Raw genomic sequence first — 24,909 nt, 5'->3', positions numbered from 1 at the left:
CGATTTTAGTGGATACGATTGCACCTTACTAAAGATCGGTGTATATTCATTTGTGCTTTGTTGTTAATTCTTAAAACCGGAAATGCGAGAACGCCTTGTTGGCTTCGGCCATCCGGTGGGTATCTTCCTTTTTCTTAACGGCAGCACCTTCGCCTTTTGATGCAGAGATGATCTCAGCGGCTAGTTTTTCGTACATGGTCTTTTCGCCCCGTTTGCGAGCGAAGCTAATCAGCCATTTCATGCCCAGTGCAACCTTCCGCTCCGGACGGACCTCCGTGGGAACTTGGAAGTTGGCTCCACCTACGCGGCGTGACTTCACTTCTACTGCCGGCATCACGTTATTCAACGCTTTTTTCCAAGTCTCTAAGCCATTTTCACTGGTTTTCTTTTCTACCAAATCCATTGACTTATAGAATATGCTGTAAGCAAGTGACTTCTTGCCGTCAATCATCATGTTGTTGACAAAGCGGGTTACCTGCACTTCATTAAACTTCGGGTCAGGCAGAATGATCCTTTTTTTGGGTTTTGACTTTCTCATCTTCTTGTCCTCCGTTTAATTATTTCTTGCCTTTTGCTGGCGCCGCTGCCTGTCCTGGTTTCGGACGTTTTGTGCCATATTTCGAACGCCGTTGGTTCCGTCCTGCAACACCCGAGGTATCCAAAGCGCCACGGATAATGTGATAACGCACACCAGGTAAGTCTTTTACCCGGCCGCCACGGATCAACACGATGGAGTGTTCCTGTAGGTTGTGGCCTTCGCCAGGAATGTAAGCGTTTACCTCTTTGCCATTGGTAAGGCGTACACGCGCCACTTTGCGCATTGCTGAGTTTGGTTTTTTAGGGGTAGTGGTATACACGCGCGTGCATACGCCTCTTCGCTGTGGACAGCTGTCCAACGCTGGGGACTTACTCTTGTCTTCCAGAGCTACTCTACCTTTTCTAACTAATTGTTGAATAGTAGGCATTTACCTTTTTTTAATTTTTGCTTTATCCTAAACTTATTTTAAGGACGGCAAAGGTAGATAGATTATTTTTGATTATCAAGGAGTTTGGTAAAAAAGTACAACGAAAACCCCGCTCGGTAGCACTGCACCCCGATTGACGGTATGGCTGGCACTTATATTTCTTGCAGGACTACGTCGATACCGGTGTAGTATAGCGCGGTTCGGCCCTCATAACCCGAGTCCGTACCTACGGTTAGCCAGAGTACGCCCTGGTGGTCAGTCTCAGCTGAAAACTCACCGGTCCGCTCGATGATGGTGTATACTTCGTCTTCTGTACCGTTTGCCACGTCTCCGATAACAACCATGTCGGTACCGTCGGTACAACACTGCTGTATTTTGTCAATGTTCATCCGGTAGAAGTTGTCTTCGTCGGCTACGGAAATGGGTTTGTCGACCGTAATCCCAATGCCAATGCCTACGGATTCACCCGGAGCGCCGCCGGCACCCACTCCGCCAGTACGTGCGTTTGAAGCCAGCTTCACGGTAAAATGTCCATGGTACCGCATGTTGGGCTTGAGCCCTTGCATCCGCTTCGTGAGGTACATGAAAAGGTCGTCGCTGCGATTCATCCCCGAGATCCGGTACGCCGATTGCCCTTCATCCAGCGGTGGCGGTAGCGGCGCTAACCCTTCTTCCAATTCATAACTTTCTTCGTTATCGCCATTATATTCGGAAAAACCGGCCTCCCAGCCATCTTTACCTTCCGAAAAGTCGGAATGTATGTTGATGGTACGATCGGTGCCGTCATTTTTCACGCACGATGCAAAAATAGAAAGTAAAATACAGACCCCATTGAAAAGCAACAACCTCCTCATAACTATCTCGCTAATTTTCTGAGTTATTCACTGTGTAAAAACAAACCGACGAGGCCAAAGATTGTTTTGCTAAATATGAAAAGATGCCAGTATATTTGTTTTACGCGTTTTGAATGTAGCTTGTATGTTCGTGGGTCTTTCGGCGTTTATTGCCAAGGGCTCCGCTTGGCCAATGAGGAATAAATTATTGAGAAGAAATCAAAAACCATACACATGCAAACGTTCTGTTTACTGTTGCTCTTCCTGTTTCTCTTCCTCGGATGTAATAATTCCGCAAAGGAAAACAGACGGTCTGATAAAATGCCGCAGGCCGTGCGCTGTTACAGTCCGCAAATATCCGATAAAGATTGGTACACATCGGGCAAGCGGGCACCGAGGTTTGCGGGGTTGGAAGGCATCGATTTCAAGATATCCGCTGCTGATAAAGAAGTGCAGGAATACTTTAATCAAGGGTTGATGTTGGCGTATGGGTTTAATCATGCTGAAGCAGCTCGGTCGTTTTACGAGGCTACCAGGCTCGATTCCACATGCGCCATGGCTTATTGGGGTTTTGCCTATGTATTGGGGCCTAACTACAATGGAGGAATGGAAGAGGAGCATTTTCAATGGGCTTATGATGCGGCCATGAAAGCAAAAGCACTTTCTGGAAACTGTACTCCCGCGGAGGTTGCGCTCATTGAAGCATTGACAGAAAGGTACGCGGAACAACCTCCGGCTGACCGCAGTCCATTGGATATAGCTTATGCCGCTGCCATGAAAAAAGTCTATGACCAATATCCGTCCAATCCGGATATCGGAGCGCTATATGCGGAATCTATGATGAACCTGCATCCCTGGGATCTGTATGACAAATCAACAAAGGCTCCTAGGGCCTGGACACCGAAACTGTTGGCCGTGCTGGAACATCTGATGGAAAAGTATCCGAAGCACCCGGGTGCGCATCATTTTTATATACATGCACTGGAATCCTCGGCCACACCTGAGCGCGCATTGCCAAGCGCAAAACTGCTCGAAACATTGGTGCCGGGGTCGGGCCATCTGGTGCACATGCCCTCCCATATTTATATCAATACAGGCGATTATCACCTCGGTTCACTTGTTAATTTACGCGCAATAGAAATTGACAGCCTGTACACCACGGCCTGCCATGCACAAGGGGTTTACCCACTCGCTTACTATCCACATAATTATCATTTTTTAGCCGCAACAGCCACATTGGAAGGCAACTCAAAACTAGCCTGGGAGGCCGCCATGAAATTACAACAGCATACGGCAAAAGATATCATGCGCATGCCGGGTTGGGGAACCTTACAGCATTACTACACCATCCCTTATTACGTAGCGGTAAAGTTCGCCGCATGGGATAACATCCTGTCCATCACTGCGCCGGAACAAGACCTTGTATATCCGCGGGCTGTTTGGCATTATGCCAGAGGAATGGCCTTTTTAGGGAAAGGCAATTTACCCGGTGCGGCAAAACAGTTGGACAGCCTGCGTTTCTTGGCCGCAGACACCAGCCTCCGGCACATTACCGTTTGGGATATCAATACTGCGGTCAACCTCGTTCATATCGCGGTCAACGTATTGTCTGCCGGAATTGCGGTTCAACAGAATGAACTAAGTAAAGCCGAGTCCTTGTTGGAAGAAGCGGTGGCGATTGAAGATGACCTCAATTACAATGAACCCCCGGATTGGTTTTTCGCTGTCCGGCATCATTTGGGAGCCGTATTGCTCAAGGCCGGAAAGTATGAGGAGGCCGTGAACGTTTATCGGGATGATTTAAAGATTTGGCGCAAGAACGGTTGGGCGTTGATCGGTCTATACAACAGTTTGGTAAAGCTGGGCAAAGCCAATGAAGCAGTCGAAGTGAAAGCTGCATTTGAAGAGTCATGGCAATATGCCGACCTGCATCTTGTTTCCTCGTCAAGTATCATGGAATAGTCTGCCGAACCCTCTTGTCGGGTTCTCATCCCTCATTCCCCATGCATTGGGTTGCTTAGAGATAATTGGCTGCTGCGCTCCATCTGTTTTGTTGTTCCTCCTGCTTTTGCTAAAACTGCGTTTTGCAACGCCGTTGAACAACAAAACCCGGCAGTTGCCGGGCTTCTTTTCGGTGGATCCGGAGGGATTCGAACCCTCGTCCAGCCATGGTACAATGTACGCTTTCTACATGCTTAGCTTCCGTTTCATTGTCGGGAAAGGGAAGGCCGGATGCTTGCCTATACCGTTTTCCGTAGTTGCTTTATCTCATCGACCTGTCGCAACACCAGGTCAACCAGCTCCGTAATTCGATGCCCCTGACGCTACGCTACGGAACCAAGCGCGAGCGGGACAAAAGCTGTGCTAATTCTAAATTAGGCAGCTAAGGCGTAGTTATTTTCGCCATTTATAAAGTTGAAAGTTGAGATTAAAGCGCCATACTCACAACGCGCTGCATGCTTACATAACCGTCTCCATCCTGTCAATTCCGGTCGGACCCTTGTTATGAAACTATGTGCAAAGGTACGGAATTTATCGGAATAAATATGTCCCCCCTAGCCCAGCCTGATCGAGACGGCATTTTTGTGTGCCTGCAAGCCTTCCAGTTCCGCTAGCACCTCTACCGTGGGGCCGAGGCGTTGCAACCCTTCGTCAGTAATGTGCTGAAAAGTGATCTTTTTGATAAATGAGTCGACCGATACGCCGGAGTATGAACGGGCAAACCCGCTTGTGGGTAATGTGTGATTGGTGCCCGAGGCATAGTCGCCCGCACTTTCGGGCGTGTTGTGACCGACGAATACAGACCCCGCGTTCATCACCTTCCGCAATAGGGGCTGCCAGTCGTCGATTTCGATGATCAGGTGCTCCGGGGCATATCGGTTGCTAAATGCGATGGCCTCATCTAACGTATCACACAAAACCGCATATGAATTGGCTATGGCTTTCGCCGCGATGGCTGCGCGTGGTAATCCGGCAAGCTGTTCGTCAAGGGCAGCCTGCACACGGTCAATCAACAGCTGGTCCGTACACACCAATACGGCCTGACTATCGGTTCCGTGTTCAGCCTGTGCCAGTAGGTCGGCGGCGACATAGTTAGGGTTGGCCGTGTGGTCCGCAATAACCAATACTTCAGAAGGGCCAGCAGGCATATCAATGCTCACCTGGGTGAGGCCTTGAACCAGGCTCTTGGCCTTGGTGACGTATTGGTTGCCCGGTCCGAATATCTTGTCGACCTTGGGTACACTGGCGGTGCCATAGGCCATGGCAGCCACCGCTTGGGCGCCGCCCACGAGGTAAACCCGGTCGACGTGGAGCAATTGCAGGCAATACGCCACATAGCCGTTGATGCCGCCGTCGGGTTGTGGCGGTGAGCAAACTACGATTTCCTTGCAGCCGGCGATACGTGCGGGTACCCCCAGCATCAACAGCGTACTGGGTAGCACGGCGGAGCCACCAGGGATGTATAGTCCCACCTTTTCGATGGGCCGCGGTTCACGCCAACATTTCACGCCCGGCATCGTTTCCACTACCCGTTCTTTCCGTTGCTGCGTTTCGTGGAATCGGTGGATATTGGCAAAAGCGATTTCCAGCGCACGTTGCTGCTCACGTCCGATGGAGGCGGCCAAGGTAGCGATCTCGTTGGCTTCGAGGTACAGGCGTTCTAACTGTATACCGTCAAACTTCGCGGCGTAGTTTTTGAGTGCGGCATCACCGTTTATACGCACGTCGTCGATAATAGCGGTAACCGACTGCTGTATCTCGTTCGATGGATCCGTATTGCGGTCGAGCAGCCGTCGGATGTCTTGCTCGTTGAGCGATTGGTATCGGTAAGTGTTCAACATGGTGTGGTTACATGATGATTTTCTCTACGGGCATCACCACGATGCCCTGGGCGCCGGCCGCTTTCAATTTATTGATCTTGTCCCAGAAGTCCTGCTCGGAGATGACGGTGTGTACCGCTACCCAGTTTTCCTCGGCCAGTGGTACGATGGTGGGGCTTTTCACGCCGGGTAGCAGGGCGATGATTTCATCAAGGCTGCTACGCTCAACGTTGAGCACCACGTACTTCGTTTCTTCGGCACGTAATACCGATTGGATGCGCTGGATGAGCTCGCGCACTACGGGATTGCCGTCAATGCCATTTTTGCTGATTAAGATGGCTTCTGATGTCATCACGTCGGCAAAAGGCTTGAGCCCGTTGCTACGTAGCGTTCCCCCGGTGGAGACGATATCGAATATGGCATCGCTCAACTCCAATGCCGGTGAAATTTCTACCGACCCTGAAATGATACGGATATCGGCAGATATGTGGTTTTCATCAAGGAATTTTTTGAGGATGGTGGGGTAGGAGGTTGCGATGGCCTTGCCGTTTAGATCGGCCGGTTCGTTGAATTCGCTGTGTGTGGGAACCGCAATCTTGAGGCTGCACTTGCCAAACCCTAGCCGCTGCAGATAGCGTACGCTGGCCTCGGTTTCGGCGATTATATTTTCTCCCACGATGCCGAGGTCGGCAATCCCATCTTGTACATATTCAGGAATATCATCATCGCGCAGGAAAAGGATTTCCAATGGGAAGTTGGCAACGGTGGTAATGAGCGAGCTCTTGTAATTCTCGAAAGTCAAGCCGCAGTTTTTCAAGAGTTGTACCGATTTCTCGTTGAGCCTACCGGATTTTTGTATCGCTATTTTCAGATTGTTCATGAGTTGAGTATATTTTTTTAACGGCTATGAAGCTATGCATGCTATCCATGCTAAGGGCTAATTCCATGCTGGCTTCAATGCGCTTTAATTATTAATACTTGGAGATAAAAACATTGGGTTTCAAATTGCTTCACGTAGAAACATACAAATTACATATCGCCGCAGTGGCGATGGTGGTGTATAAATGTATGGATGAAAGCAAGCTGCATGTTTTCTATTAATAATCCATGAAGTTGGTGGGCAAATATAGGTGGTAAATGTGGTCTATGCAAGTTTTTGTCTAAAACGTTGTTTCTTTTTTCCGCTCTTTCGGCATGTTTTTCTTTTTTGCCCTCGCCGGGTGCGCTTTACTTTTTGGCACGAGCTCCCTTTGGTCAGTTTGATTCTTTGGGTCAAGCCAGAGAACAAGCCCATATCGCGGCAAGCGGCGGAAAGCGAGAACTACTTGAGCAAACAACTGATAACAAGCATATTGGTTTATTTCGGTTAATTTATAAACTGATAAATTGTTTTAATTTCCCAAAAAATGTACTTTGGCTAAAAATATAAGGTGATTTATGGCGAAGGATTCGACTAAACAACAAGAAATAGATACGAGCAGTGCTTCCTCATTATTGGAAGAGGGAATACACCACGTGAATAATCCGGTATTGGATTTACCGGAGATTGTAAAGAACTACTTGGGCCCGGTAGCGGGGTACCATCAGGAGAATAACAACTATTACTTCAGTGACGGCAGTGCCATCGTGGAGGTCAAAGTGGTCAGTGATGAGATTATCCGGGTGCGGCTCGCGCCGAGCGGCCAGTTCTTGGAAGACTTCTCCTATGCGGTGCCGCAGACCGACCAGCACGTAGCCGTGTATAATTTTGAGGAAGACCAACATGTTTACCGGGTAAAAACCAATACGGTAACTTGTGTCATCAACAAGGCTGATTTTCTGATTTCTTTCGAAGATCGCGAAGGAATTGTGTATAATAGGGACTATTCGCCCATGCACTGGGAGGAGAACCCCGACTTCGGTGGTTATTACGTATACAGCACCAAGGTGGCCACGGTCAACGAGGCGTTTTATGGGCTGGGCGACAAGCCGACCCACCTCAACCTCCGTGGGGGGCGTTTTACCAACTGGAATTCGGACACCTACTCATTCCAGTTCAACCAAGATCCGCTGTATCGCAGCATTCCTTTTTATATCGGTTTACAGGAAGGAAATGCGTATGGAATCTTCTTCGACAACACGTTCAAAACCTATTTTGATTTTGCAGCCGAGGCGCACGACCAAACAAGCTTTTGGTCCGAAGGTGGCGAACTGCAATACTACTATATCCACGGCCCCCACATGATGGACGTGGTGAGACGCTATCATAGTATTACCGGCACGCATTACCTGCCGCCGCTGTGGGCCCTTGGGTTTCATCAGTGCCGTTGGAGCTATTATCCCGAAAGCAAAGTGCACGACCTCGCGAGAAACTTCCGCGATCGGAAAATCCCGTGCGATGCGATTTACCTCGATATCGATTACATGGACGGCTACCGTTGCTTTACATGGAACAAACATTATTTCCCCGATCCGAAGAAGATGATCAAGGAGCTGGCCGATGATGGCTTCCGTACGGTGGTAATCATCGACCCGGGTATAAAGGTGGATGAAAACTACTGGGTGTTTAAGGAAGGGAAGAAAAACCACTACTTCTGCCGCCGCGGCGATGATTATTTCATGGAAGGCTATGTGTGGCCGGGCCGTTGCCAGTTTCCCGACTTCACCAATAAGCAAGTGCGTGAATGGTGGGGCGGATTGTTCAAGGAGCTGGTGGAGGCCGGCGTAGCCGGTGTATGGAACGACATGAACGAGCCTGCGGTGTTCGGTAGGGGTACCTTCCCCAATGACGTGCGCCACAATTTCGATGGGCACCGGGGTTCGCACCGTAAGGCACACAACGTGTATGGCATGCAGATGGTTCGGGCAACCTACGATGGGCTCAAGAAACTATTCCAGAAAAAGCGACCCTTCACCATCACCCGTGCCGCCTATGCCGGCACACAGCGCTATGCATCGGTGTGGACAGGCGATAACATCGCTACTTGGGAACACCTCCGATTGGGCGTATTGCAGTTGCAGCGGTTATCGGTGTCGGGATTACCTTTCTGCGGTACGGATATCGGCGGGTTCAGCGGGGAGCCAGACGCAGAACTTTTCACTCGATGGATCCAATTCGGGGTGTTCTCGCCGTTTATGCGTGCCCATTCGGCGGGTGATACCGCCGAGCGCGAGCCATGGAGTTTTGGCCCTGAGAGCGAGGCGCTGAACAGGAAATTCATCGAATTGCGGTATAAGCTGCTGCCCTATATCTACTCGGTATTTTGGGAACACACCAAATATGGCTTTCCCATCCTGCGGCCGGTGACGATGGTCGAGCAGCACTTGGATAGTAACATCCAGCGCGAAGAGGAGTTCTGCTTCGGCGACAAGCTGCTGGTATCGCCAGTATTGAATCCCGGTCAGCAGCGCAAAAAAGTATACCTACCCCAAGGCACGTGGTACGACTATTGGGACAACGTCCGCTTCGAAGGTGGCAAGGAGTACGAGGTGGATACGCCGATCGATAGGATGCCGATATTTGTCAAGGCTGGGGCGGTCATGCCTGAATATCCAGTGATGCAATATGTGCATGAAAAGCGCATAGAATCGCTAAAGTTGTTGGTATACTATACAGATAAGAAAACCAATTCGTACCTTTATGAAGACCACGGCGACACATTTGCATACGAGCAGCACATCTATTTGGAAAAGAAGTTCGTAGTAAAAGGTACATCCAAGGGCTTGGCCATTACACAGCATATCGATGGCCTGTATTCCGAAAAATACGATACGTATGACCTGCACTTGGTTGCCTTGCCATTTGAGCTGAAACAGGTGGTGGTTGACGATAAGACGACAACGTTTAAAAAGGATGATGAGGGCCGCTATGTCGTTAAAGTGCCGAAGGATTTCAGGAGTATAGCTATTGCTTAACCATTTAACCCCAACGTTATGCAGCATTCGGTAGAAGTATATTCGTTATTTACGGATTTTGACGTAAGCCTCTTCCAGGCCGGCAAGCATCACAAACTATACGAAAAGTTTGGGGCGCACGCCGTGCTGCGGAACGGTATATGGGGAACTTATTTCGCCGTGTGGGCGCCCAATGCCGATTCGGTATCGGTAATCGGCAATTTCAACGGGTGGAACCCATATGCGCACACGCTGTTTGTACGTTGGGATGGGTCGGGCATTTGGGAAGGGTTTATTCCCAGCGTCGGTGTAGGTGAGTTGTACAAATACCATATCCGGTCGTATCAGGGTGAGACCTTGGAGAAAAGCGACCCCTTCGCATTGCGATGTGAGGTGCCGCCTAAAACAGCCTCGGTGATATCAACCACATGGTATGAATGGGACGACGGCGATTGGATGCAGTCCCGCCATGAGCACAATGGGCTCAATAAGCCTGTCGCCGTTTATGAGTTACACCTCGGATCGTGGATTCGTAGTCCAGACGACCCGACTCAACTGCTCGGATACCGGGATATTGCCGGAAAGTTGGTCCCCTATATCAAGGAAGCCGGTTTTACCCATGTAGAGCTGATGCCCATTATGGAACATCCCTATTACCCTTCCTGGGGCTATCAGGTTACCGGTTACTTTGCGGCGTCGTCGCGGTATGGGTCGCCCCAGGATCTGATGTATCTTATCGAAGAACTGCACCGCAACGGTATTGGCGTACTGTTGGACTGGGTGCCATCCCATTTTCCGGGTGATGCACATGGCTTGCACTTGTTTGACGGTACGCACCTGTATGAGCATCAGGACCCACGCCAGGGGTTTCATCCCGACTGGGGTTCTTATATTTTCAATTACGGGCGCAATGAGGTACGCTCGTTCCTGATCAGCAATGCTGTATTTTGGTTGGATAGATACCATGTGGATGGGTTACGGGTAGACGCGGTGGCTTCCATGCTCTATCTCGATTATTCCCGCAAGGAAGGTGAATGGATACCCAACGAACACGGCGGCCGTGAGAACCTGCAAGCCATCGGTTTCCTGAAGGAACTGAATGAGGCTGTGTATGGGTATTTTCCTGACGTGCAGACCATCGCGGAAGAATCCACCTCCTGGCCGGGCGTGAGTCGCCCAGTGTATAGCGGGGGCCTTGGCTTCGGCATGAAATGGATGATGGGGTGGATGCATGATACATTGGAATATTTCGGCCGCGATCCCTTATACCGCCAACACCATCACGGCCAGGTTACTTTCAGTATGCTGTATGCCTTCCATGAAAACTTCATGCTACCCCTTTCGCATGATGAAGTGGTACATGGCAAAGGTGCCATGATACAGAAGATGCCGGGCGACGATTGGCAGCGGTTTGCCAACCTCCGTGCGCTATATCTCTACATGTACACCCACCCGGGTACAAAGCTACTCTTCATGGGCTGCGAGTTTGGACAGACCACCGAGTGGAACTGTAATCAGTCGCTCGATTGGCACCTGATGCAATACCAACCGCACCAGGGAATGTTTGAGCTGGTGAAGGCACTCAATTACCTCTATCGGGGCGAGCCCGCGCTGTATGAACATAGTTTTAGCCCGGAGGGTTTCGAATGGATAGAAGCCGGCGACTCGTCCAACTCCGTGCTTGCCTATGTGCGCAAAGGGTTGCGGTCAGAAGATGATCTGCTCATTATTCTGAACTTGACACCTGTGGTAAGGTACGCATACCGCTGCGGTCTACCCGCCGAGGGCGAATGGGCCGTGGTACTCAATTCGGATGACCGCCGTTACGACGGCAGCGGCATCGAGCAGCCCGCGATAAAGGCCGAACCTATCCGCTGGATGAACAAAGACTGGTCGGCCATGCTTACATTGCCGCCGTTGGCAGGCCTTGTGCTCAAACGCGATACCGCACAGCAGCCCGCCCGGAAACAGGTGAAGCAAAGCAGGAAAACACCACTTATCAGTACGGAGAAAGCCAGTAAACCGGAGCGGAAATCGGAAAAAAAACCGGAAAAAGCGGACGTGCCGGTCCGTAAGCGGCATGCTTCCAAAAAAGACACAACAAAAGACAACTAAGACGATGGGGAAACGAACAACACATCGGGCGGGTAAGCACGTAATCCACTTGAGTGCCGAATGTTATCCGGTGGCCAAGGTAGGTGGCCTCGGCGATGTGGTGGGCGCCCTGCCCAAGTACTTGAACCAAGCGGGCATCCGCACCTGGGTGGTGCTGCCGTGGTATAATAAACCCTTTGTACAGCACCATACGTTTGACGTGGTGTATGCCGGTTCGTTCCGCCAAGGGTCACGGCCATTGGAAATGACGGTGCTCAAAGCGCGGAACGACGTATTGGGTTTTGAACTTTATCTGATTAAGATACCGGGTCTATTGGACCGCGATGAACCTTACGGATATGCTGATGAGAGCGATCAATTTATGGCTTTCCAGCATGGTTTTTTGTATTGGATTACCGAAGCGGGTATTGTGCCGGATGTGGTGCACTGCCACGACCATCATACGGGTCTCATCCCTTTCATGATGTATTACTGCGAACAGTTTGCCACGCTGAAGAACGTACCCACAGTAGGTACCGTACACAACGGGCAGTACCAGGGATGGATGGATTGGAACAAAGCTATTTTACTGCCCCCATTCGATACATGGAAATGGGGCTTGCTTGATTGGGATAAAACCATCAATCCCTTAGCGGCGTTAATTAAATGCTGCACCGCGTTTACTACGGTTTCCGAAGGTTACCTCGGCGAGCTGATGACACAGGCTAATGGTTTGGAACATCTTTTTGCCATGGAGCGTGCCAAGGGTGTCGGCATCGTCAATGGTATCGATACCGCAGTTTGGGACCCGGCAAGCGATGCGATGTTGCCGCACCATTACCCGCCAAGCCGCGTGCAGTCGGGCAAAAGTAAAAACAAAGCCTTCCTCTGCAATGCCTATGGCTTAGACCCGAAGAAGCCACTTGTCGCCTACATCGGGCGTTTCGCCGGTGAGAAAGGCGCAGATCTCCTGCCGGATATCATCGAACGCCTATTGGGGCGTGAGGGTGCTGAGCTATCCATCATGGTACTGGGCTCAGGCGATCCGCAGGTGCAGGCCGCGATTGCCCACCTGGCCGAACAGTATGCTGGCAAGCTAGGGGCCTACATTGGCTACCAAGAGGAATTGTCGCACCGTATTTATGCTGCGGCAGATTTTCTCATCATGCCCTCGCGCGTGGAACCCTGCGGGCTCAACCAATTATATGCCATGCGTTACGGTACGGTACCAATCGTACGAAGTACGGGTGGATTGAAGGACACGGTGCAGGATATCCTTGAGCCGGGCGGGTACGGCATCACCTTTGCCGAGGCTAATGCAGCGGATGCTGCCAGCGCCATCGGCCGGGCGCTGGAACTGTATGCCAACCCGCAGCGGATGCAGCAGTTGCGGAAGCAGCTGATGGCGCTCGATTTCTCCTGGGATAAATCGGCCGTTTCATACATAGATCTTTATCAGCATATAAACGAATAGATTATGATCAAGCACAGTGTAATTTCCGTAGTACTGGGGGGTGGCAAGGGCACGCGCCTCTATCCATTGACTGAAAAGCGTTCAAAGCCTGCAGTGCCGATTGCCGGCAAATACCGATTGGTAGATATTCCGATTTCCAATTGCCTCAACTCGGGCTATCACCGCATTTATGTGCTTACCCAGTTTAATTCGGCCTCGCTCAATACACATATCAAAAATACCTACAATTTCAGTCTATTCAGTAAAGGATTTGTGGATATACTGGCGGCTGAGCAGACCAACGAGGGTGAGCGCTGGTATCAAGGTACGGCCGACGCGGTTCGGCATCTGATGCGTTACCTCAAGCACCACGATTATGAGCATGTGCTCATCTTGTCGGGCGATCAGTTATACCAGATCGATTTTCAGGAAATGATCCAGTCGCATATCAAGGCAGGTGCCGAGATCTCCGTGGCTACCATCCCGGTGAGTGCCAAGGATGCCACGTCGTTCGGTATCCTAAAATCCGACGAGGAAGGCAACATCACTTCATTCATTGAGAAGCCTAATAGTTCGCTGCTGCCCGACTGGGTGTCTGAAGTGAGCGATGAGATGAAGGCTGCCGGTAGGGAATATCTCGCCTCAATGGGTATCTATGTATTTAATAAAGAGGTGCTTAAACAGATATTGGCTGAAAGCTCGGGTGTTGATTTTGGCAAGGAGCTATTGCCCGAATCCATCGGACACCGCCGGGTGCACAGCTATCAGTACCCGGGCTACTGGACCGATATTGGTACTATTGGCTCATTTTTCGAAGCCAATATTGGCCTCACAGACGATATTCCTTCGTTTAACCTTTTTGACAAAGATACCATCTTTACCCGGCCACGCATGCTGCCGCCGTCTAAAGTTTCGGGTACCCGGCTGGATAAGGTAGTGTTGGCCGATGGTTGTATCGTCGCGGCTGAGGAAATTGAACGCTCCGTCATTGGTGTACGATCGCGTATCGGTGCAGGCACGGTGATTAAGACCACCTACATGATGGGATGTGATTTTTACCAGACACTTGAAGAAATTGAGCAATCAAATCAACAGGGGATGCCGCTGGCCGGTGTAGGTGAAAATTGCTACATCGAAAATGCCATCATTGATAAAAACTGCTGCATTGGCAATAACGTCCGCATCACAGGTGGCAGTCACTTGGAGGATGGCGACTTCGAAACGCATGTCATACGTGACGGCATTGTGGTCACCAAAAAGCGAGCGATATTGCCTAGCGGTACGGTGATCGGTTGAGTTTTGTACCTTTGCCGCTATGGCAAATCAAGAAACGATTGTAGCGTTGGCGACGGCCACCGGAAGCGGCGCCATTGCGATCATCCGTGTGTCAGGTACGGATGCGATAGCCATCGTCAACCGGGTTTTCAGAGGTAAGGACCTTTCGCAGCAGTCTACCCATACCGTCCATTTCGGAACCATCCGTGATGGCGATGAGGTGTTGGATGAGGTGCTGGTGTCATTATTCGTCGGTCCGAACTCCTATACCGGTGAAAACGTGGTTGAGCTCTCCACGCACAATTCGCGCTACATCATCGAGCGGATTATCCAGCTACTCGTCAGCGGGGGTGCCCGCGCAGCCCAGCCGGGCGAATTTACGCTGCGTGCCTTTCTCAACGGCAAGATGGACCTATCACAGGCTGAGGCTGTAGCCGATCTGATCGCCTCTAATTCTGCAGCATCGCACCAAGTGGCCATGCAGCAGATGCGCGGTGGGTTTTCCAATCTATTGAAGCAGCTCCGCGAACAACTGATCCACTTCGCCTCGCTCATCGAGCTTGAGCTGGACTTTTCGGAAGAAGATGTGGAGTTTGCGAATCGGGAACAGCTCAAAAGCCTGGTGCTTGAAATCAATACGGTGGTCCGTCGGCTTATTACTTCTTTTGAACAAGGCAATGTGCTGAAAAATGGGGTGCCGGTGGTCATCGCGGGCAAGCCCAATGTAGGCAAGTCGACGCTGCTCAACAGCTTGCTCAACGAAGAGCGTGCCATCGTATCGGATATCGCAGGTACAACGCGCGATACGATTGAAGATGAGATCAACATCCATGGGGTGTCATTTCGTTTTATCGATACGGCGGGCATCCGCGACACGATGGACATCATCGAAGCGAAAGGGGTGGAGCGCACACGCGAAAAGATGCGGCAGGCACGGCTCATTATTTACTTGGCCGATCCGCAGCAGGATGATGTTGATGAGATCGACAGCCAGATTGCAGAGGTGGCTGCGTTGGGTGTACCCTACGTGGTGGTGGTCAACAAGACAGACCTGCTCACACAAACACACAGGGAAGCATTGGCCAATATTAAACCTTTGTTTATTTCAGCCAAGAACAACGTCGGGGTGGAGGAGCTGAAAGACGAGTTATTGCGTAAAGTAAACCTGCATAACCTAGACAGTGATGATGTGCTGGTAACCAATATCCGGCATGTGGCGGCATTGCGGAAAACAAGTGAGTCGCTTGGGAAAGTACTTGACGGCATCGATAACCCGGTTACATCTGATTTCTTGGCGATGGATATCCGCCAGGCATTACATCACCTCGGAGAAATCACGGGCAGTGTATCCACCGATGATTTACTGGATAATATTTTTTCGAAGTTTTGCATCGGGAAATAAAGCGACAAATCAATAACAAAATCACACGATGTTCAGGCTAATGCTGGCTTTCTAAGTTTTTTGTCAAATTGCGTAATCATAAAAGAATAAAAGTACTTTAATACTTTTATTGAAAGATTATTAGTTATATTTGCTTTGTTTAAATCAGAAATCCATTAAAAATTAGACACATGCAAACAGCCAACGAAAAGATTATCAATGTTCAGGAACTCGAACCAAGGTTGAGGCATCAAACCATATTCGACGTGTTCAATACACTCGTGGAGGGTGAGCATCTGGTTATCCACAACAATCACGACCCGATGCCTGTTTATTACCAATTGATGAACCTGCGTGGAAATATTTTCTCTTGGGAATACCTGCAAAAGGGCCCGGAATGGTGGGATATCAAGGTGACCCGGCAGGTCCCTGTTGTTCCGACGGAAAGACAAGACGATGTTATCCTGAATATCCCGGAAATCGAACCGCAGCAGAAACATGCGTTGATTTTCAAGGTGTTTGAAATGCTGAAGCCCGGAGGAACATTTATCATCCATAATAACCATGACCCGAGACCCGTTTACCATCAATTACAAGCAATGCATGGAGACGTCTTTACCTGGGAATACCTGCAGCAGGGCCCTCAATGGTGGGACATCCGGATAAGCAGAAAAAGCGAGGAAGTCAAGTAACCAATCGATGGAGTTATTGAAATGAATATGTTGATCAATGAACGAACCAAAATTGCGGCACTGCTGAAACACCATCCCGATGCGCTGGAAACCATTGTAACACTTAGTCCTGATTTCAAAAAACTGCGAAATCCTGTGTTGAGGGCATTGATGGCGGGAAGGACTACCATTGCCATGGCTTCGAAGATAGGAGGGTGTAAGCCCGTTGATTTTTTCAGAGCGTTGGCACCTCTTGGTTTTGAAGTGGATCAGTCGCAAACGGTTGCCCAGGAAGAGGCAGTTCCGGAAAACAACCCCAAACCCGAGTACCTGCAAAACATACCACCGGACCGCCTGGTCAATTTTGATGTACGCGCCATGTTGGCCGAAGGGAACGACCCACTGAAATCCATACAGCAGCGGGTGAAATCACTGAATCCCGGAGAGGTTTTGGTAATCATCAACAATTTTGAACCTGTTCCATTGATAAAATTGTTGGAGAAACAGGGCTTCCAGACCTATGTCAATTTTATTGATCAGGATACGATCGAAACCTATTTTTATAAAATAGCGGCAGCCGATACCTCGAAAGCGGAGGAAGTCAATGTCGGAGAAGAGGACCTGTCGACCTCCGGGGACTGGGCTATCTTATTGCGGCAATATGAAAACAAGCTGGTCGAAGTGGACGTCCGCCACCTGGAAATGCCCATGCCCATGATGACCATTTTAGAGAACCTGGAGGTCTTACCTCAGGGTAAAGCGCTTTACGTTCACCATAAAAGGATTCCCGTATTTCTCCTAACAGAATTGAAAGAAAGGGAGTTTGATTACCGGATAAAGGAAGTTCGAGACGGGGAAGTTTATTTGCTGATATTTAAAAGTAAGTAGATTCGGTATGATGTCTCCACTTATCGGCGGATTGCAGAAGACAACCAATTATAAAGTGGTGCTGCCATTTTATAGCTATGCCTCCCTGGGTTTCCTGTTGGGTACCATCCTTCTTTTGTTCAGTACGGAGGCCGTCGGGGCACATTATTTCAATCCAAAGACATTGGCTATTACGCATACCATGGCGTTGGCCTGGGGTACGATGATCATCTTCGGGGCATCCCATCAGCTCTTGCCGGTGCTGGTGGAAGGAAAACTGGACAGCGACCGGTTGGCTTACCTGACGTTTGGTTTTTCAGCCGTCGGTATCCCCCTTTTGGTTTATGGCTTCTATGTGTTTGATATGGGCTGGCCGATGCAGATCGGGGCCGTGCTGGTCAATATCGGCGTAATCTGTTACCTTGCTAATGTGCTGGGCAGTTCGTTCAAAAGCAAGCACAGGAACGTACATGCGTGGTATGTGATCACGGCCACATTGTGGCTGTTCGCAACCACGTTTTTTGGCCTGCTGCTGGTGCTGAATTTCCGTACGCCGATATTGTCCCGAAATTCGGTGGATTATTTGTCTATCCATGCCCATCTGGGGATTGTCGGTTGGTTTGTATTCATGGTGGTCGGTGTAGGTTCGAGATTGATACCCATGTTTTTGATTTCCAAGTATACAAATGACGGGATATTATGGCTGGTGTTTGCGTTGCTGAATATCGCATTAATCAGCTTTATGGTGCTTTATCTCATGGCTGTGCCGACTATGCTATTTTATATCCCGGTTATCATGGGACTGACTGCTATCTTATTGTTTGGCAGGCATTGTTACAAGGCCTATCAGGGCAGGATCAGGAAAAGTGTAGACCAGCAGGTAAAAACCTCATTAATTTCGGTCGTTCAGATGCTGTTGCCTTTTGTAGCGTTGATCCTTGCATTGACTTTTTTACCTCAGGGACAATTTCCACGGATTGCCATGATCTACGGCTTCTGTATCTTCTTCGGCTGGATCACCGCCATCATCCTCGGCATGACCTTCAAAACCATGCCTTTTATCATCTGGAATAAGGTCTATCATAACAAGGCACATAAAGGAAAAACACCGGCACCAAAGGAAATCTTCAACGATCGCGTCTACCGCATCATGTGGTACAGTTATCTTGTGGGTTTCATCATTTTTATCCTGGGTATTATCATCCTCAACCAGCTCATACTGAAAACAGGTGCGCTGGCATTACTTATCGCAGCTATATTATACGTCTATAATGTAGCGGTTACCGCAGGCCATAAAGCAAAGCAAACATGAACATCAAAACAAACAACAGTGAGCAATGCAATTATGCATTGCAGGATCTGTATCACGTGTATGATCCCGAAATCGGACTGAATATTGTGGATCTGGGGCTTGTCTATGAATTATATTTTGATGAAACGGACAATAAAGTAGTGTGTATCATGACGCTGACCACCCAGTTTTGCCCCATGGGCGACGCAATCACAACAGATACGCATAACTCCCTGGGCAAATCATTTCCGGGTTGGGGGGTGAACGTCAACCTGACTTTCGAGCCGCCATGGAGTTTCGCCATGCTTTCCCCGGAAGGAAGGGAGTTTTTGGGACAATAAATTTATGATAACAACGAAACGATATGCTGAGCTTAACGTGTAAAACAGCCATTAAAGCGGTCATTTTTCTATCGAGAAAAAGTGAAGACGGTGAAAAAGCCAATATAAAGGAGATATCCGACAGGATCAATGCCAGTGAACATACTGTTGGGAAAATATTGCAGCTATTGGCCCGGAAAAGAATAATCAATAGCCTCAAAGGCCCGTCCGGTGGTTTTTACCTGACGGAAGAACAGCAGGAGCAACCCATTATCAATATCGTTGAAGCAATCGAAGGGGATGGTGTTTTCAGGGAGTGCGGGCTTGGCCTGAGTAAATGTTCGGCATCCCACCCCTGCCCGATCCATGAGGAATACAAAATCGCAAGGGAATTGATGGAGAAGATTTTCAGGGAAAGAAAAGTCCGGGCCCTTTGCCATTCGGTCACTAACGGGTTGGCCTACCTGATTGGGTAGACCGGGGTTGAGTAACAGACTTTATTAAATTTCATAAAAATGACAATAGCGAAAAATGCAGACGGCGAGTTGGATGTACGGGTATTGGTTCCAATCCAGCGACATGAATTATTAATCCGGCTTTTCGGGGAGCTGCCGGTGGATGACCATTTCATTTTTATAAACGATCATGATCCGATCCCTTTATTTTATGAGTTCCGCTCCATATACGGCGACGTAGTGGGTTGGGAATACCTGAACCGGGGCGGAAGGGAATGGAAGGTTAAAGTGACCCGTCTGGAAGCATCCAAAGGGGTTGAATTCGACGATGTTTCGACGTTGCTCGATTTGAGAAAGGCGGACGAAAAGGTATGGAAGCAAATCGTTTTCCACCGATACGGTATGATGGAGCAAAATACCACGATGGAGTTGATTTCGGGTGAGGACCCCGTGGAAATACACGAGATTTTCATCAATAAGTTTGAAGGTAGGCACAAATGGATCTATAAAAAGAAGAGTGATGGGGAGTATGTGGTCCATATCACCAAACAGGATGATAGTGGATTGGGGGACGATGGCTTCTCGGTGGTCAGTGAGTTTGATCTACGTCCGTTTCCCCCGGCGGAAAGGCATGAACTATTTTATAAGGCATTCGCCGACATCCGGCCGGGTGAAGCTTTTGAGTTCATAAACGACCACGACCCCAAACCTTTGTATTATCAAATGGAGGCGGAAAGCAACGAACCTTTCCGGTGGGAATATATTGAAAAAGGCCCTGAGGACTGGAAAGTGAGGGTAGTCAAAGTAAAAAACTGAAAAGATAACCAGGGCATAGGCACTATATTCGCTTAAGGTGTATACAGTAATTCCACCTTACCCAAATCATCAAAATGCAGTTTCTTTTCGTTGAGCAGCTCCTCCTGCCGGTTACCCGGTTGGGCATGGATTTGATAGGTGTTGTCTAGGAAATTATTAGCAGCTTTTACTTGGTGCGTATAATCGCCTACAACTAAATGGTTAAATGTGCTGTTATTCACCGATATACGGCTAACCATTCTGTTCTTATCTGCTCCCTTCAACACAATGTTACAAACGCCGGAGGTCAGGCCGCTGATATTAATGTTGTCTGTATGTCCGTTGAATTCGATATTGCCATTAATAATGAAGTTTCCCGAAAAAAGGAAATTATAGCCGATGCCGAAACGGAAGTCGGGATTGAGGTATCCCGTCTCCTGATCATCAAACTTAATAGCAAATCCGTTGACCTGGTTAGCTTCTTGGCAGGAAAAGTTAATGGCGTTTCCCCATTCCAGGTCGTGTACCCGATAGGCTGCTTCCTGTTGATATGTAACATAGTACACTGAGGAGGGTGACGGCCTATCGCCTTTCCAAATAATCTTAGCAGCACCCTGATATGCGCCCGTATCGATTTGCTCGATAACGAAGTCTTCACCCACTGTCCATTCTTTTCCCCCCGTTCTTGGCTGGCTGCCGATGCGGACGATTTCGCTGTACCTCGGCAAGCCATACCATTCGCGTCGCTGGTTTTCATTTGGCTGGTCAACCACATAATGATCATGGATGGTGAACCAATCCCAATCTTTTTCCGGTCGTCGCTTTACAATGGCTTCAGGGTAGGGATTCAACCGATCACCGTACTTGCCTTTGGGCCCAGCAAAGATACCGCTGGTAAAGGAGCAGGAGCTGTTGTGAATGGAGGGGCCTTGCCCACCTGCCCAATCGAAGAATATTCCGTCGGTGAAAACAGCGGGGTTGCCCATGGAATAAATTGACTCGAATTGATATTCACCTTGTCCGCAATGATTGCCGTTGTCGAGTCGAATGCCTGTTCGGGCATCAAGCCGGTTTATGTGCGATGCACGGATATGCCCACCCGATCCCTGGATATCGATGCCGACTTCGAAAAATCGTTGGGCCAAAATGCCTCCGGTATTGTTTTCGCCGATGTCAACTTGTGTGACGACCACATGATCCAGTAAAAAATTTCCTGTACTTGCATCGCCTGTGGTTTCTACGATTCCCACATTATGGTCGGGAAAATAAACAATATGTGCAATGGAAATGGCCGCTGTACCAGCTATGGTTTTGGGTGGCAGTTGATCGGCCAATTTGATTGTCAGCTGTTCTATCCGGCATCCCTTGTGCCGTATCCTTAGCGTGGCAGCAGGTACCCGCTTAAAGTCGGATCGCGCACGGAATCCAAAATCGCGTTGTGCGTTATGCTGGATGATACGGGTGGTTCCCACGCCATCTCCCCGGAAAAGCTGCCCGGTTTGACTGGATTCGATAGTGCCCCTGTTGGGCATGGCGCTACCATTGAAATGATAATCCCCTGCCGGAAAATAAATGGTTGCACCTTGCGGTGCCTTCGCCATGATAAGCGCAATCTGCTCCGTATTGAAATCGGCATATGCCGGATCATTTTTTACCAGGGGCTTGCTGACATAAGGTGAGTTTGCTTCATTCACCTTGATGTATTGCCCAAAGAGCGACGGGGCGCTTCCCATGAGCAAGATGGCTGAGCACCAAAAGGCCTGTGTAATTTTTAGTAAACTCATAATGGTCGATGTGCTGTTATTAGAAGCATAATATTTTTCTGTTTTCAGATGATTAGCCATGGTGAGATAACGCCATCAAATGTAGATGTTTTAGGTCGGCCGGCAACCCGTACTATACTGTAAGGGCGAAACCGAAGCGACCAAAGATAGTGCGGACACGGCAAATAATGTATCAATCTACGCAAACCTAGTATGAACTTTCCGCCACAAGGCAGTTTATATTTGTAACCTGTTGCACAGTACCAAACTAAGAGTAAGCCTGATGAATAGATTAACCACAGGAGACTACGTTGTTTTTATTTGCTACTTTATCGTCGTTGCCGGATATGGCCTGTGGGTGTACTTTCGGAAAAAGTCAGCTGAAATGTCGACCACGGAATATTTTTTGGCAGAAGGCAAACTCACGTGGTGGGCGATAGGGGCTTCGCTCATTGCTTCCAACATTTCAGCCGAACAATTTATCGGAATGAGTGGTTCAGGGTTTCAAATGGGATTGGCTATTGCATCTTACGAGTGGATGTCGGCGCTGACGCTGATCGTAGTAGCTGTTTTTTTTATCCCGGTTTACCTGAAAAACAAGATTTTTACCATGCCGCAGTTCTTGAGCCAGCGGTACAACGATACGGTTGGCTTGATCATGGCTGTGTTCTGGTTGCTGTTGTATATCGTGGTAAACCTTACGTCTATCCTCTTTCTGGGGGCATTGGCCATCAATAGCATATCTGGATTTGACCTAACAGCTTGTATGTATTTCCTTGCAGTGTTCGCTATCGTGATTACACTCGGAGGCATGAAGGTAATCGGTTATACCGACGTTATACAGGTTGGGTTTCTGGTGTTGGGAGGCTTGGCTACTACATACCTCGCCCTTGATTTGGTGGCGGATCACTTCGGGGCTTCGGGCGTCTTACAAGGCTTTAAGCTGATGACTGAGCATGCAGACAGTCACTTCGAGATGATTTTACACCGCGACAATCCGTATTACTTTGATTTGCCCGGCCTCAGTGTCATCCTCGGTGGTCTATGGATTGCCAACCTCAACTATTGGGGGTGTAATCAATATATTACACAACGGGCACTGGGAGCTGATTTGAAAACCGCACGTAGGGGAATTCTTTTTGCTGCTTTTCTCAAATTACTCATGCCACTGATTGTGGTTTTGCCGGGTATTGCGGCTTATGTGCTATACCAGCAGGGAAGTTTTCAGGATGAAATGATGGCCGATGGCTCGCTCAATCCCGACCGTGCTTATCCGGTATTGTTGAACCTCTTGCCTGCTGGGCTTAAAGGGCTTTCGTTTGCTGCCCTTACGGCAGCGGTTGTCGCTTCTTTGGCGGGCAAAGCCAATAGCATAGCAACCATTTTTACCCTGGATATCTACCGAAGGTTGTCGGATAAGCAGGTTTCCGAACGAAAGATGGTGCGCGTGGGGAAGCTCACCGTTATCCTATCCATGTTGATTGCCGTAGTGATTGCTCCGTTTTTGGGTATCGATAAAAAGGGGGGCTTTCAGTACATCCAAGAATATACCGGTTTCGTTTCACCCGGGATATTCGCCATGTTCATCCTCGGATTTTTCTGGAAGGGAACCACATCTAATGCGGCATTATTTGCGACAATTGGTGGTTTTGTCTTTTCGGTGTGGCTTAAGTTTTCTCCATATTGGATAAACTGGGCGTTTTTGGAGCCCATTGGTTTTGCAAAACTAAATTCTTCCGGGCAGTTTGAAATACCCTTCTTGGACCGAATGAGTATCGTTTTTGTGTTGTGTGTCATTGGTATGTGGGGCATCAGTCAGTGGGACCGGCGCCGTGGCGTACAGGCAAAAGGGCTCGAGGTGGATCGTAAGCTATTCGGCGTAGACAACAGTTTTGCTGTGGGCGCGCTTTTGGTCTGCGGTATATTGGTGGCCCTGTATATGATGTTTTGGTAACATGCGACTGGTCGTGACATCAGTCGTTATCTATATTAGGCGATTTCTTCCAACAAGGTCTCTGCGGTACCTACATGGGTAGATCGGTATTCCATTGGCGTGACCCCCATAATGTTCTTGAACTGCCGGTTGAAGTAGGAAACATTTTTATAGCCACATTCATAGCAAATACTGGCAATGTTCCAATTTTCTTTTGACAGTAAGTTGGTGGCGTGAGTAACCCGCACGTAATTTACGAACTGGGAAAACGTCTTTTCCGTCCGCCGCTTAAAATACCGGCAAAACGCTGCATCATTCATGCAGGCAATGGAAGCCGCTTCCTTGCTATCCGGCTCGTCTTTGAAGTGGTCGATAATATATCGGATTACCTTTTCCAGCCGCTCAGCATCTTCTTGTTTGGGCCGGACCTTCGGTATGGCGCTGTTAATCGGGACCAATTGCTCTTGCAGCCGTGATAACCGATGGAGCATTTGCAGCAAAATAAGCATGGCGTCCATTCCCTTTGCCTCGACGATGGCGGGGAAAGCGTGTTGCAGCCACCGGTTCGGCTTGTCGAGCTTCAATCCAACAGCCGCATGTTGGAGAAGCTCTTTTACAGCCGCCAGCTCGGGCTTTTCGAAAAAATCCTTTCCCAAGAAATCCATTTTGAAGAAAACCACGATGGCATGTGCTATTTCGCCGGTTGCCCGGAAGGACGTGTCGTTGAGAAAGCAATGCGGTAATCCTGGACCGAACAGGTAAATCTCGCCATCTGAGAAATTGACGACTTTATTGCTGATGTATAATTTGCCATGGCTTTTCGGAATCATGATCAGCTCATAGGTATCATGGAAATGGAAAGGCGAGTCGAAATGCCGCTGGCGGTATTCCCTCACGATGAAACTCATATCCACCAATGCACTTTGGTGTTGGAAAATACTTTTCAGGTGGTGTTGCGTGGCCATAATCTGTTCGTTAGTAATACATAATTAGCAACTATTTTTCGAATATCCAAATTTGAAGCTTACCAATGTAAATAATGTATCACAGATGGCAAATAAGGTGCTTCTCGGTTGAAATGAAGTCGCCTAACTTAGCCGATATCATTTTTGAAGCGAG

The 24,909-nt window shown here is 49.0% G+C and carries 20 protein-coding genes and 1 other RNA gene; 13 read left to right on the top strand and 8 right to left on the bottom strand.

What is annotated here, in order from left to right:
- Window positions 1–70 precede the first annotated feature (70 nt).
- The 3 genes from rpsG to VNQ80_RS14765 all read right to left on the bottom strand — a co-directional run bounded on the left by rpsG (window position 71) and on the right by VNQ80_RS14765 (window position 1,819).
- Window positions 71–538 (bottom strand): 30S ribosomal protein S7, encoded by a 468-nt coding sequence (gene rpsG, locus VNQ80_RS14775; protein WP_325639964.1) that lies wholly within the window; start codon window positions 536–538, stop codon window positions 71–73.
- 19 nt (window positions 539–557) lie between these two features.
- Complete coding sequence (rpsL, locus tag VNQ80_RS14770; protein WP_325639962.1) at window positions 558–965, bottom strand: 30S ribosomal protein S12; 408 nt, start codon at window positions 963–965, stop codon at window positions 558–560.
- Between the two features lie 152 nt (window positions 966–1,117).
- On the bottom strand, window positions 1,118–1,819 hold the full coding sequence (locus VNQ80_RS14765; RefSeq protein WP_325639960.1) for a hypothetical protein: 702 nt from the start codon (window positions 1,817–1,819) through the stop codon (window positions 1,118–1,120).
- Between the two features lie 213 nt (window positions 1,820–2,032).
- Between VNQ80_RS14765 and VNQ80_RS14760 the strand changes: the two genes are divergently transcribed.
- Window positions 2,033–3,760, top strand: coding sequence for a tetratricopeptide repeat protein (locus VNQ80_RS14760; protein WP_325639958.1), 1,728 nt, complete (start codon window positions 2,033–2,035; stop codon window positions 3,758–3,760).
- A 170-nt stretch (window positions 3,761–3,930) separates the two neighbouring features.
- Here VNQ80_RS14760 and ssrA read toward each other — a convergent pair.
- From ssrA to hisG, 3 genes are all read right to left on the bottom strand, one after another.
- Window positions 3,931–4,298, bottom strand: a transfer-messenger RNA (tmRNA) gene (gene ssrA / locus VNQ80_RS14755).
- A gap of 55 nt (window positions 4,299–4,353) precedes the next feature.
- Entirely contained in the window at window positions 4,354–5,640 is a 1,287-nt protein-coding gene (hisD, locus tag VNQ80_RS14750) for a histidinol dehydrogenase (RefSeq protein ID WP_325639956.1), read from the bottom strand.
- A 7-nt stretch (window positions 5,641–5,647) separates the two neighbouring features.
- Window positions 5,648–6,499 carry an ATP phosphoribosyltransferase gene (gene hisG / locus VNQ80_RS14745; protein ID WP_325639954.1) on the bottom strand — a complete coding sequence of 284 codons (852 nt, stop codon included), beginning with the start codon at window positions 6,497–6,499 and terminating at the stop codon, window positions 5,648–5,650.
- A gap of 557 nt (window positions 6,500–7,056) precedes the next feature.
- Here hisG and VNQ80_RS14740 point away from each other — a divergent pair.
- The 11 genes from VNQ80_RS14740 to VNQ80_RS14690 all read left to right on the top strand — a co-directional run bounded on the left by VNQ80_RS14740 (window position 7,057) and on the right by VNQ80_RS14690 (window position 20,115).
- Window positions 7,057–9,513: a glycoside hydrolase family 31 protein gene (locus VNQ80_RS14740; protein WP_325639952.1), complete on the top strand. Its 2,457-nt coding sequence runs from the start codon at window positions 7,057–7,059 to the stop codon at window positions 9,511–9,513.
- A gap of 18 nt (window positions 9,514–9,531) precedes the next feature.
- The gene (gene glgB / locus VNQ80_RS14735; protein ID WP_325639950.1) at window positions 9,532–11,607 is read left to right on the top strand and encodes a 1,4-alpha-glucan branching protein GlgB; all 2,076 of its coding nucleotides are present in this window, start codon (window positions 9,532–9,534) and stop codon (window positions 11,605–11,607) included.
- Between the two features lie 4 nt (window positions 11,608–11,611).
- Window positions 11,612–13,060, top strand: a complete 1,449-nt coding sequence (locus VNQ80_RS14730) for a glycogen synthase (protein ID WP_325639948.1) — start codon at window positions 11,612–11,614, stop codon at window positions 13,058–13,060.
- A gap of 6 nt (window positions 13,061–13,066) precedes the next feature.
- On the top strand, window positions 13,067–14,335 hold the full coding sequence (locus VNQ80_RS14725) for a glucose-1-phosphate adenylyltransferase (RefSeq protein ID WP_325639998.1): 1,269 nt from the start codon (window positions 13,067–13,069) through the stop codon (window positions 14,333–14,335).
- A 19-nt stretch (window positions 14,336–14,354) separates the two neighbouring features.
- Entirely contained in the window at window positions 14,355–15,716 is a 1,362-nt protein-coding gene (mnmE, locus tag VNQ80_RS14720; RefSeq protein WP_325639946.1) for a tRNA uridine-5-carboxymethylaminomethyl(34) synthesis GTPase MnmE, read from the top strand.
- 170 nt (window positions 15,717–15,886) lie between these two features.
- Window positions 15,887–16,387: a DUF2249 domain-containing protein gene (locus VNQ80_RS14715; protein WP_325639944.1), complete on the top strand. Its 501-nt coding sequence runs from the start codon at window positions 15,887–15,889 to the stop codon at window positions 16,385–16,387.
- A 21-nt stretch (window positions 16,388–16,408) separates the two neighbouring features.
- Complete coding sequence (locus VNQ80_RS14710; RefSeq protein WP_325639942.1) at window positions 16,409–17,254, top strand: DUF2249 domain-containing protein; 846 nt, start codon at window positions 16,409–16,411, stop codon at window positions 17,252–17,254.
- Between the two features lie 7 nt (window positions 17,255–17,261).
- Window positions 17,262–18,545 carry a cytochrome C oxidase subunit I gene (locus VNQ80_RS14705; RefSeq protein WP_325639940.1) on the top strand — a complete coding sequence of 428 codons (1,284 nt, stop codon included), beginning with the start codon at window positions 17,262–17,264 and terminating at the stop codon, window positions 18,543–18,545.
- Window positions 18,542–18,865: a metal-sulfur cluster assembly factor gene (locus VNQ80_RS14700; protein ID WP_325639938.1), complete on the top strand. Its 324-nt coding sequence runs from the start codon at window positions 18,542–18,544 to the stop codon at window positions 18,863–18,865. Before VNQ80_RS14705 ends, VNQ80_RS14700 begins: the two co-directional genes overlap by 4 nt.
- A 23-nt stretch (window positions 18,866–18,888) precedes the next feature.
- Window positions 18,889–19,320 (top strand): Rrf2 family transcriptional regulator, encoded by a 432-nt coding sequence (locus tag VNQ80_RS14695; protein ID WP_325639936.1) that lies wholly within the window; start codon window positions 18,889–18,891, stop codon window positions 19,318–19,320.
- A gap of 39 nt (window positions 19,321–19,359) precedes the next feature.
- On the top strand, window positions 19,360–20,115 hold the full coding sequence (locus VNQ80_RS14690) for a DUF2249 domain-containing protein (protein WP_325639934.1): 756 nt from the start codon (window positions 19,360–19,362) through the stop codon (window positions 20,113–20,115).
- A 32-nt stretch (window positions 20,116–20,147) separates the two neighbouring features.
- Here the strand turns inward: VNQ80_RS14690 and VNQ80_RS14685 are convergent, their stop codons facing one another.
- The gene (locus VNQ80_RS14685) at window positions 20,148–21,878 is read right to left on the bottom strand and encodes a hypothetical protein (RefSeq protein ID WP_325639931.1); all 1,731 of its coding nucleotides are present in this window, start codon (window positions 21,876–21,878) and stop codon (window positions 20,148–20,150) included.
- 262 nt (window positions 21,879–22,140) lie between these two features.
- Here VNQ80_RS14685 and VNQ80_RS14680 point away from each other — a divergent pair, with 262 nt between their 5' ends.
- A complete protein-coding gene (locus tag VNQ80_RS14680) occupies window positions 22,141–23,811 on the top strand; it encodes a sodium/sugar symporter (RefSeq protein ID WP_325639929.1) in 1,671 nt (556 codons plus the stop codon).
- A 35-nt stretch (window positions 23,812–23,846) separates the two neighbouring features.
- Here the strand turns inward: VNQ80_RS14680 and VNQ80_RS14675 are convergent, their stop codons facing one another.
- Complete coding sequence (locus tag VNQ80_RS14675; protein WP_325639927.1) at window positions 23,847–24,755, bottom strand: AraC family transcriptional regulator; 909 nt, start codon at window positions 24,753–24,755, stop codon at window positions 23,847–23,849.
- Between the last annotated feature and the right edge of the window lie 154 nt (window positions 24,756–24,909).

Source organism: Parapedobacter sp. (assembly GCF_035556095.1).
Classification (GTDB): Bacteria; Bacteroidota; Bacteroidia; order Sphingobacteriales; family Sphingobacteriaceae; genus Parapedobacter.
The sequence above is the reverse complement of the archived record's forward strand: the minus strand, read 5'-3'. Positions and strand labels throughout refer to the sequence as shown.

Coding starts and splice junctions, on each gene's coding strand:
- rpsG (WP_325639964.1), bottom strand. CDS start 538: ATGAGAAAGTCAAAACCCAAAAAAAGGATCATTCTGCCTGACCCGAAG.
- rpsL (WP_325639962.1), bottom strand. CDS start 965: ATGCCTACTATTCAACAATTAGTTAGAAAAGGTAGAGTAGCTCTGGAA.
- VNQ80_RS14765 (WP_325639960.1), bottom strand. CDS start 1,819: ATGAGGAGGTTGTTGCTTTTCAATGGGGTCTGTATTTTACTTTCTATT.
- VNQ80_RS14760 (WP_325639958.1), top strand. CDS start 2,033: ATGCAAACGTTCTGTTTACTGTTGCTCTTCCTGTTTCTCTTCCTCGGA.
- hisD (WP_325639956.1), bottom strand. CDS start 5,640: ATGTTGAACACTTACCGATACCAATCGCTCAACGAGCAAGACATCCGA.
- hisG (WP_325639954.1), bottom strand. CDS start 6,499: ATGAACAATCTGAAAATAGCGATACAAAAATCCGGTAGGCTCAACGAG.
- VNQ80_RS14740 (WP_325639952.1), top strand. CDS start 7,057: ATGGCGAAGGATTCGACTAAACAACAAGAAATAGATACGAGCAGTGCT.
- glgB (WP_325639950.1), top strand. CDS start 9,532: ATGCAGCATTCGGTAGAAGTATATTCGTTATTTACGGATTTTGACGTA.
- VNQ80_RS14730 (WP_325639948.1), top strand. CDS start 11,612: ATGGGGAAACGAACAACACATCGGGCGGGTAAGCACGTAATCCACTTG.
- mnmE (WP_325639946.1), top strand. CDS start 14,355: ATGGCAAATCAAGAAACGATTGTAGCGTTGGCGACGGCCACCGGAAGC.
- VNQ80_RS14715 (WP_325639944.1), top strand. CDS start 15,887: ATGCAAACAGCCAACGAAAAGATTATCAATGTTCAGGAACTCGAACCA.
- VNQ80_RS14710 (WP_325639942.1), top strand. CDS start 16,409: ATGAATATGTTGATCAATGAACGAACCAAAATTGCGGCACTGCTGAAA.
- VNQ80_RS14705 (WP_325639940.1), top strand. CDS start 17,262: ATGATGTCTCCACTTATCGGCGGATTGCAGAAGACAACCAATTATAAA.
- VNQ80_RS14700 (WP_325639938.1), top strand. CDS start 18,542: ATGAACATCAAAACAAACAACAGTGAGCAATGCAATTATGCATTGCAG.
- VNQ80_RS14695 (WP_325639936.1), top strand. CDS start 18,889: ATGCTGAGCTTAACGTGTAAAACAGCCATTAAAGCGGTCATTTTTCTA.
- VNQ80_RS14690 (WP_325639934.1), top strand. CDS start 19,360: ATGACAATAGCGAAAAATGCAGACGGCGAGTTGGATGTACGGGTATTG.
- VNQ80_RS14685 (WP_325639931.1), bottom strand. CDS start 21,878: ATGAGTTTACTAAAAATTACACAGGCCTTTTGGTGCTCAGCCATCTTG.
- VNQ80_RS14680 (WP_325639929.1), top strand. CDS start 22,141: ATGAATAGATTAACCACAGGAGACTACGTTGTTTTTATTTGCTACTTT.
- VNQ80_RS14675 (WP_325639927.1), bottom strand. CDS start 24,755: ATGGCCACGCAACACCACCTGAAAAGTATTTTCCAACACCAAAGTGCA.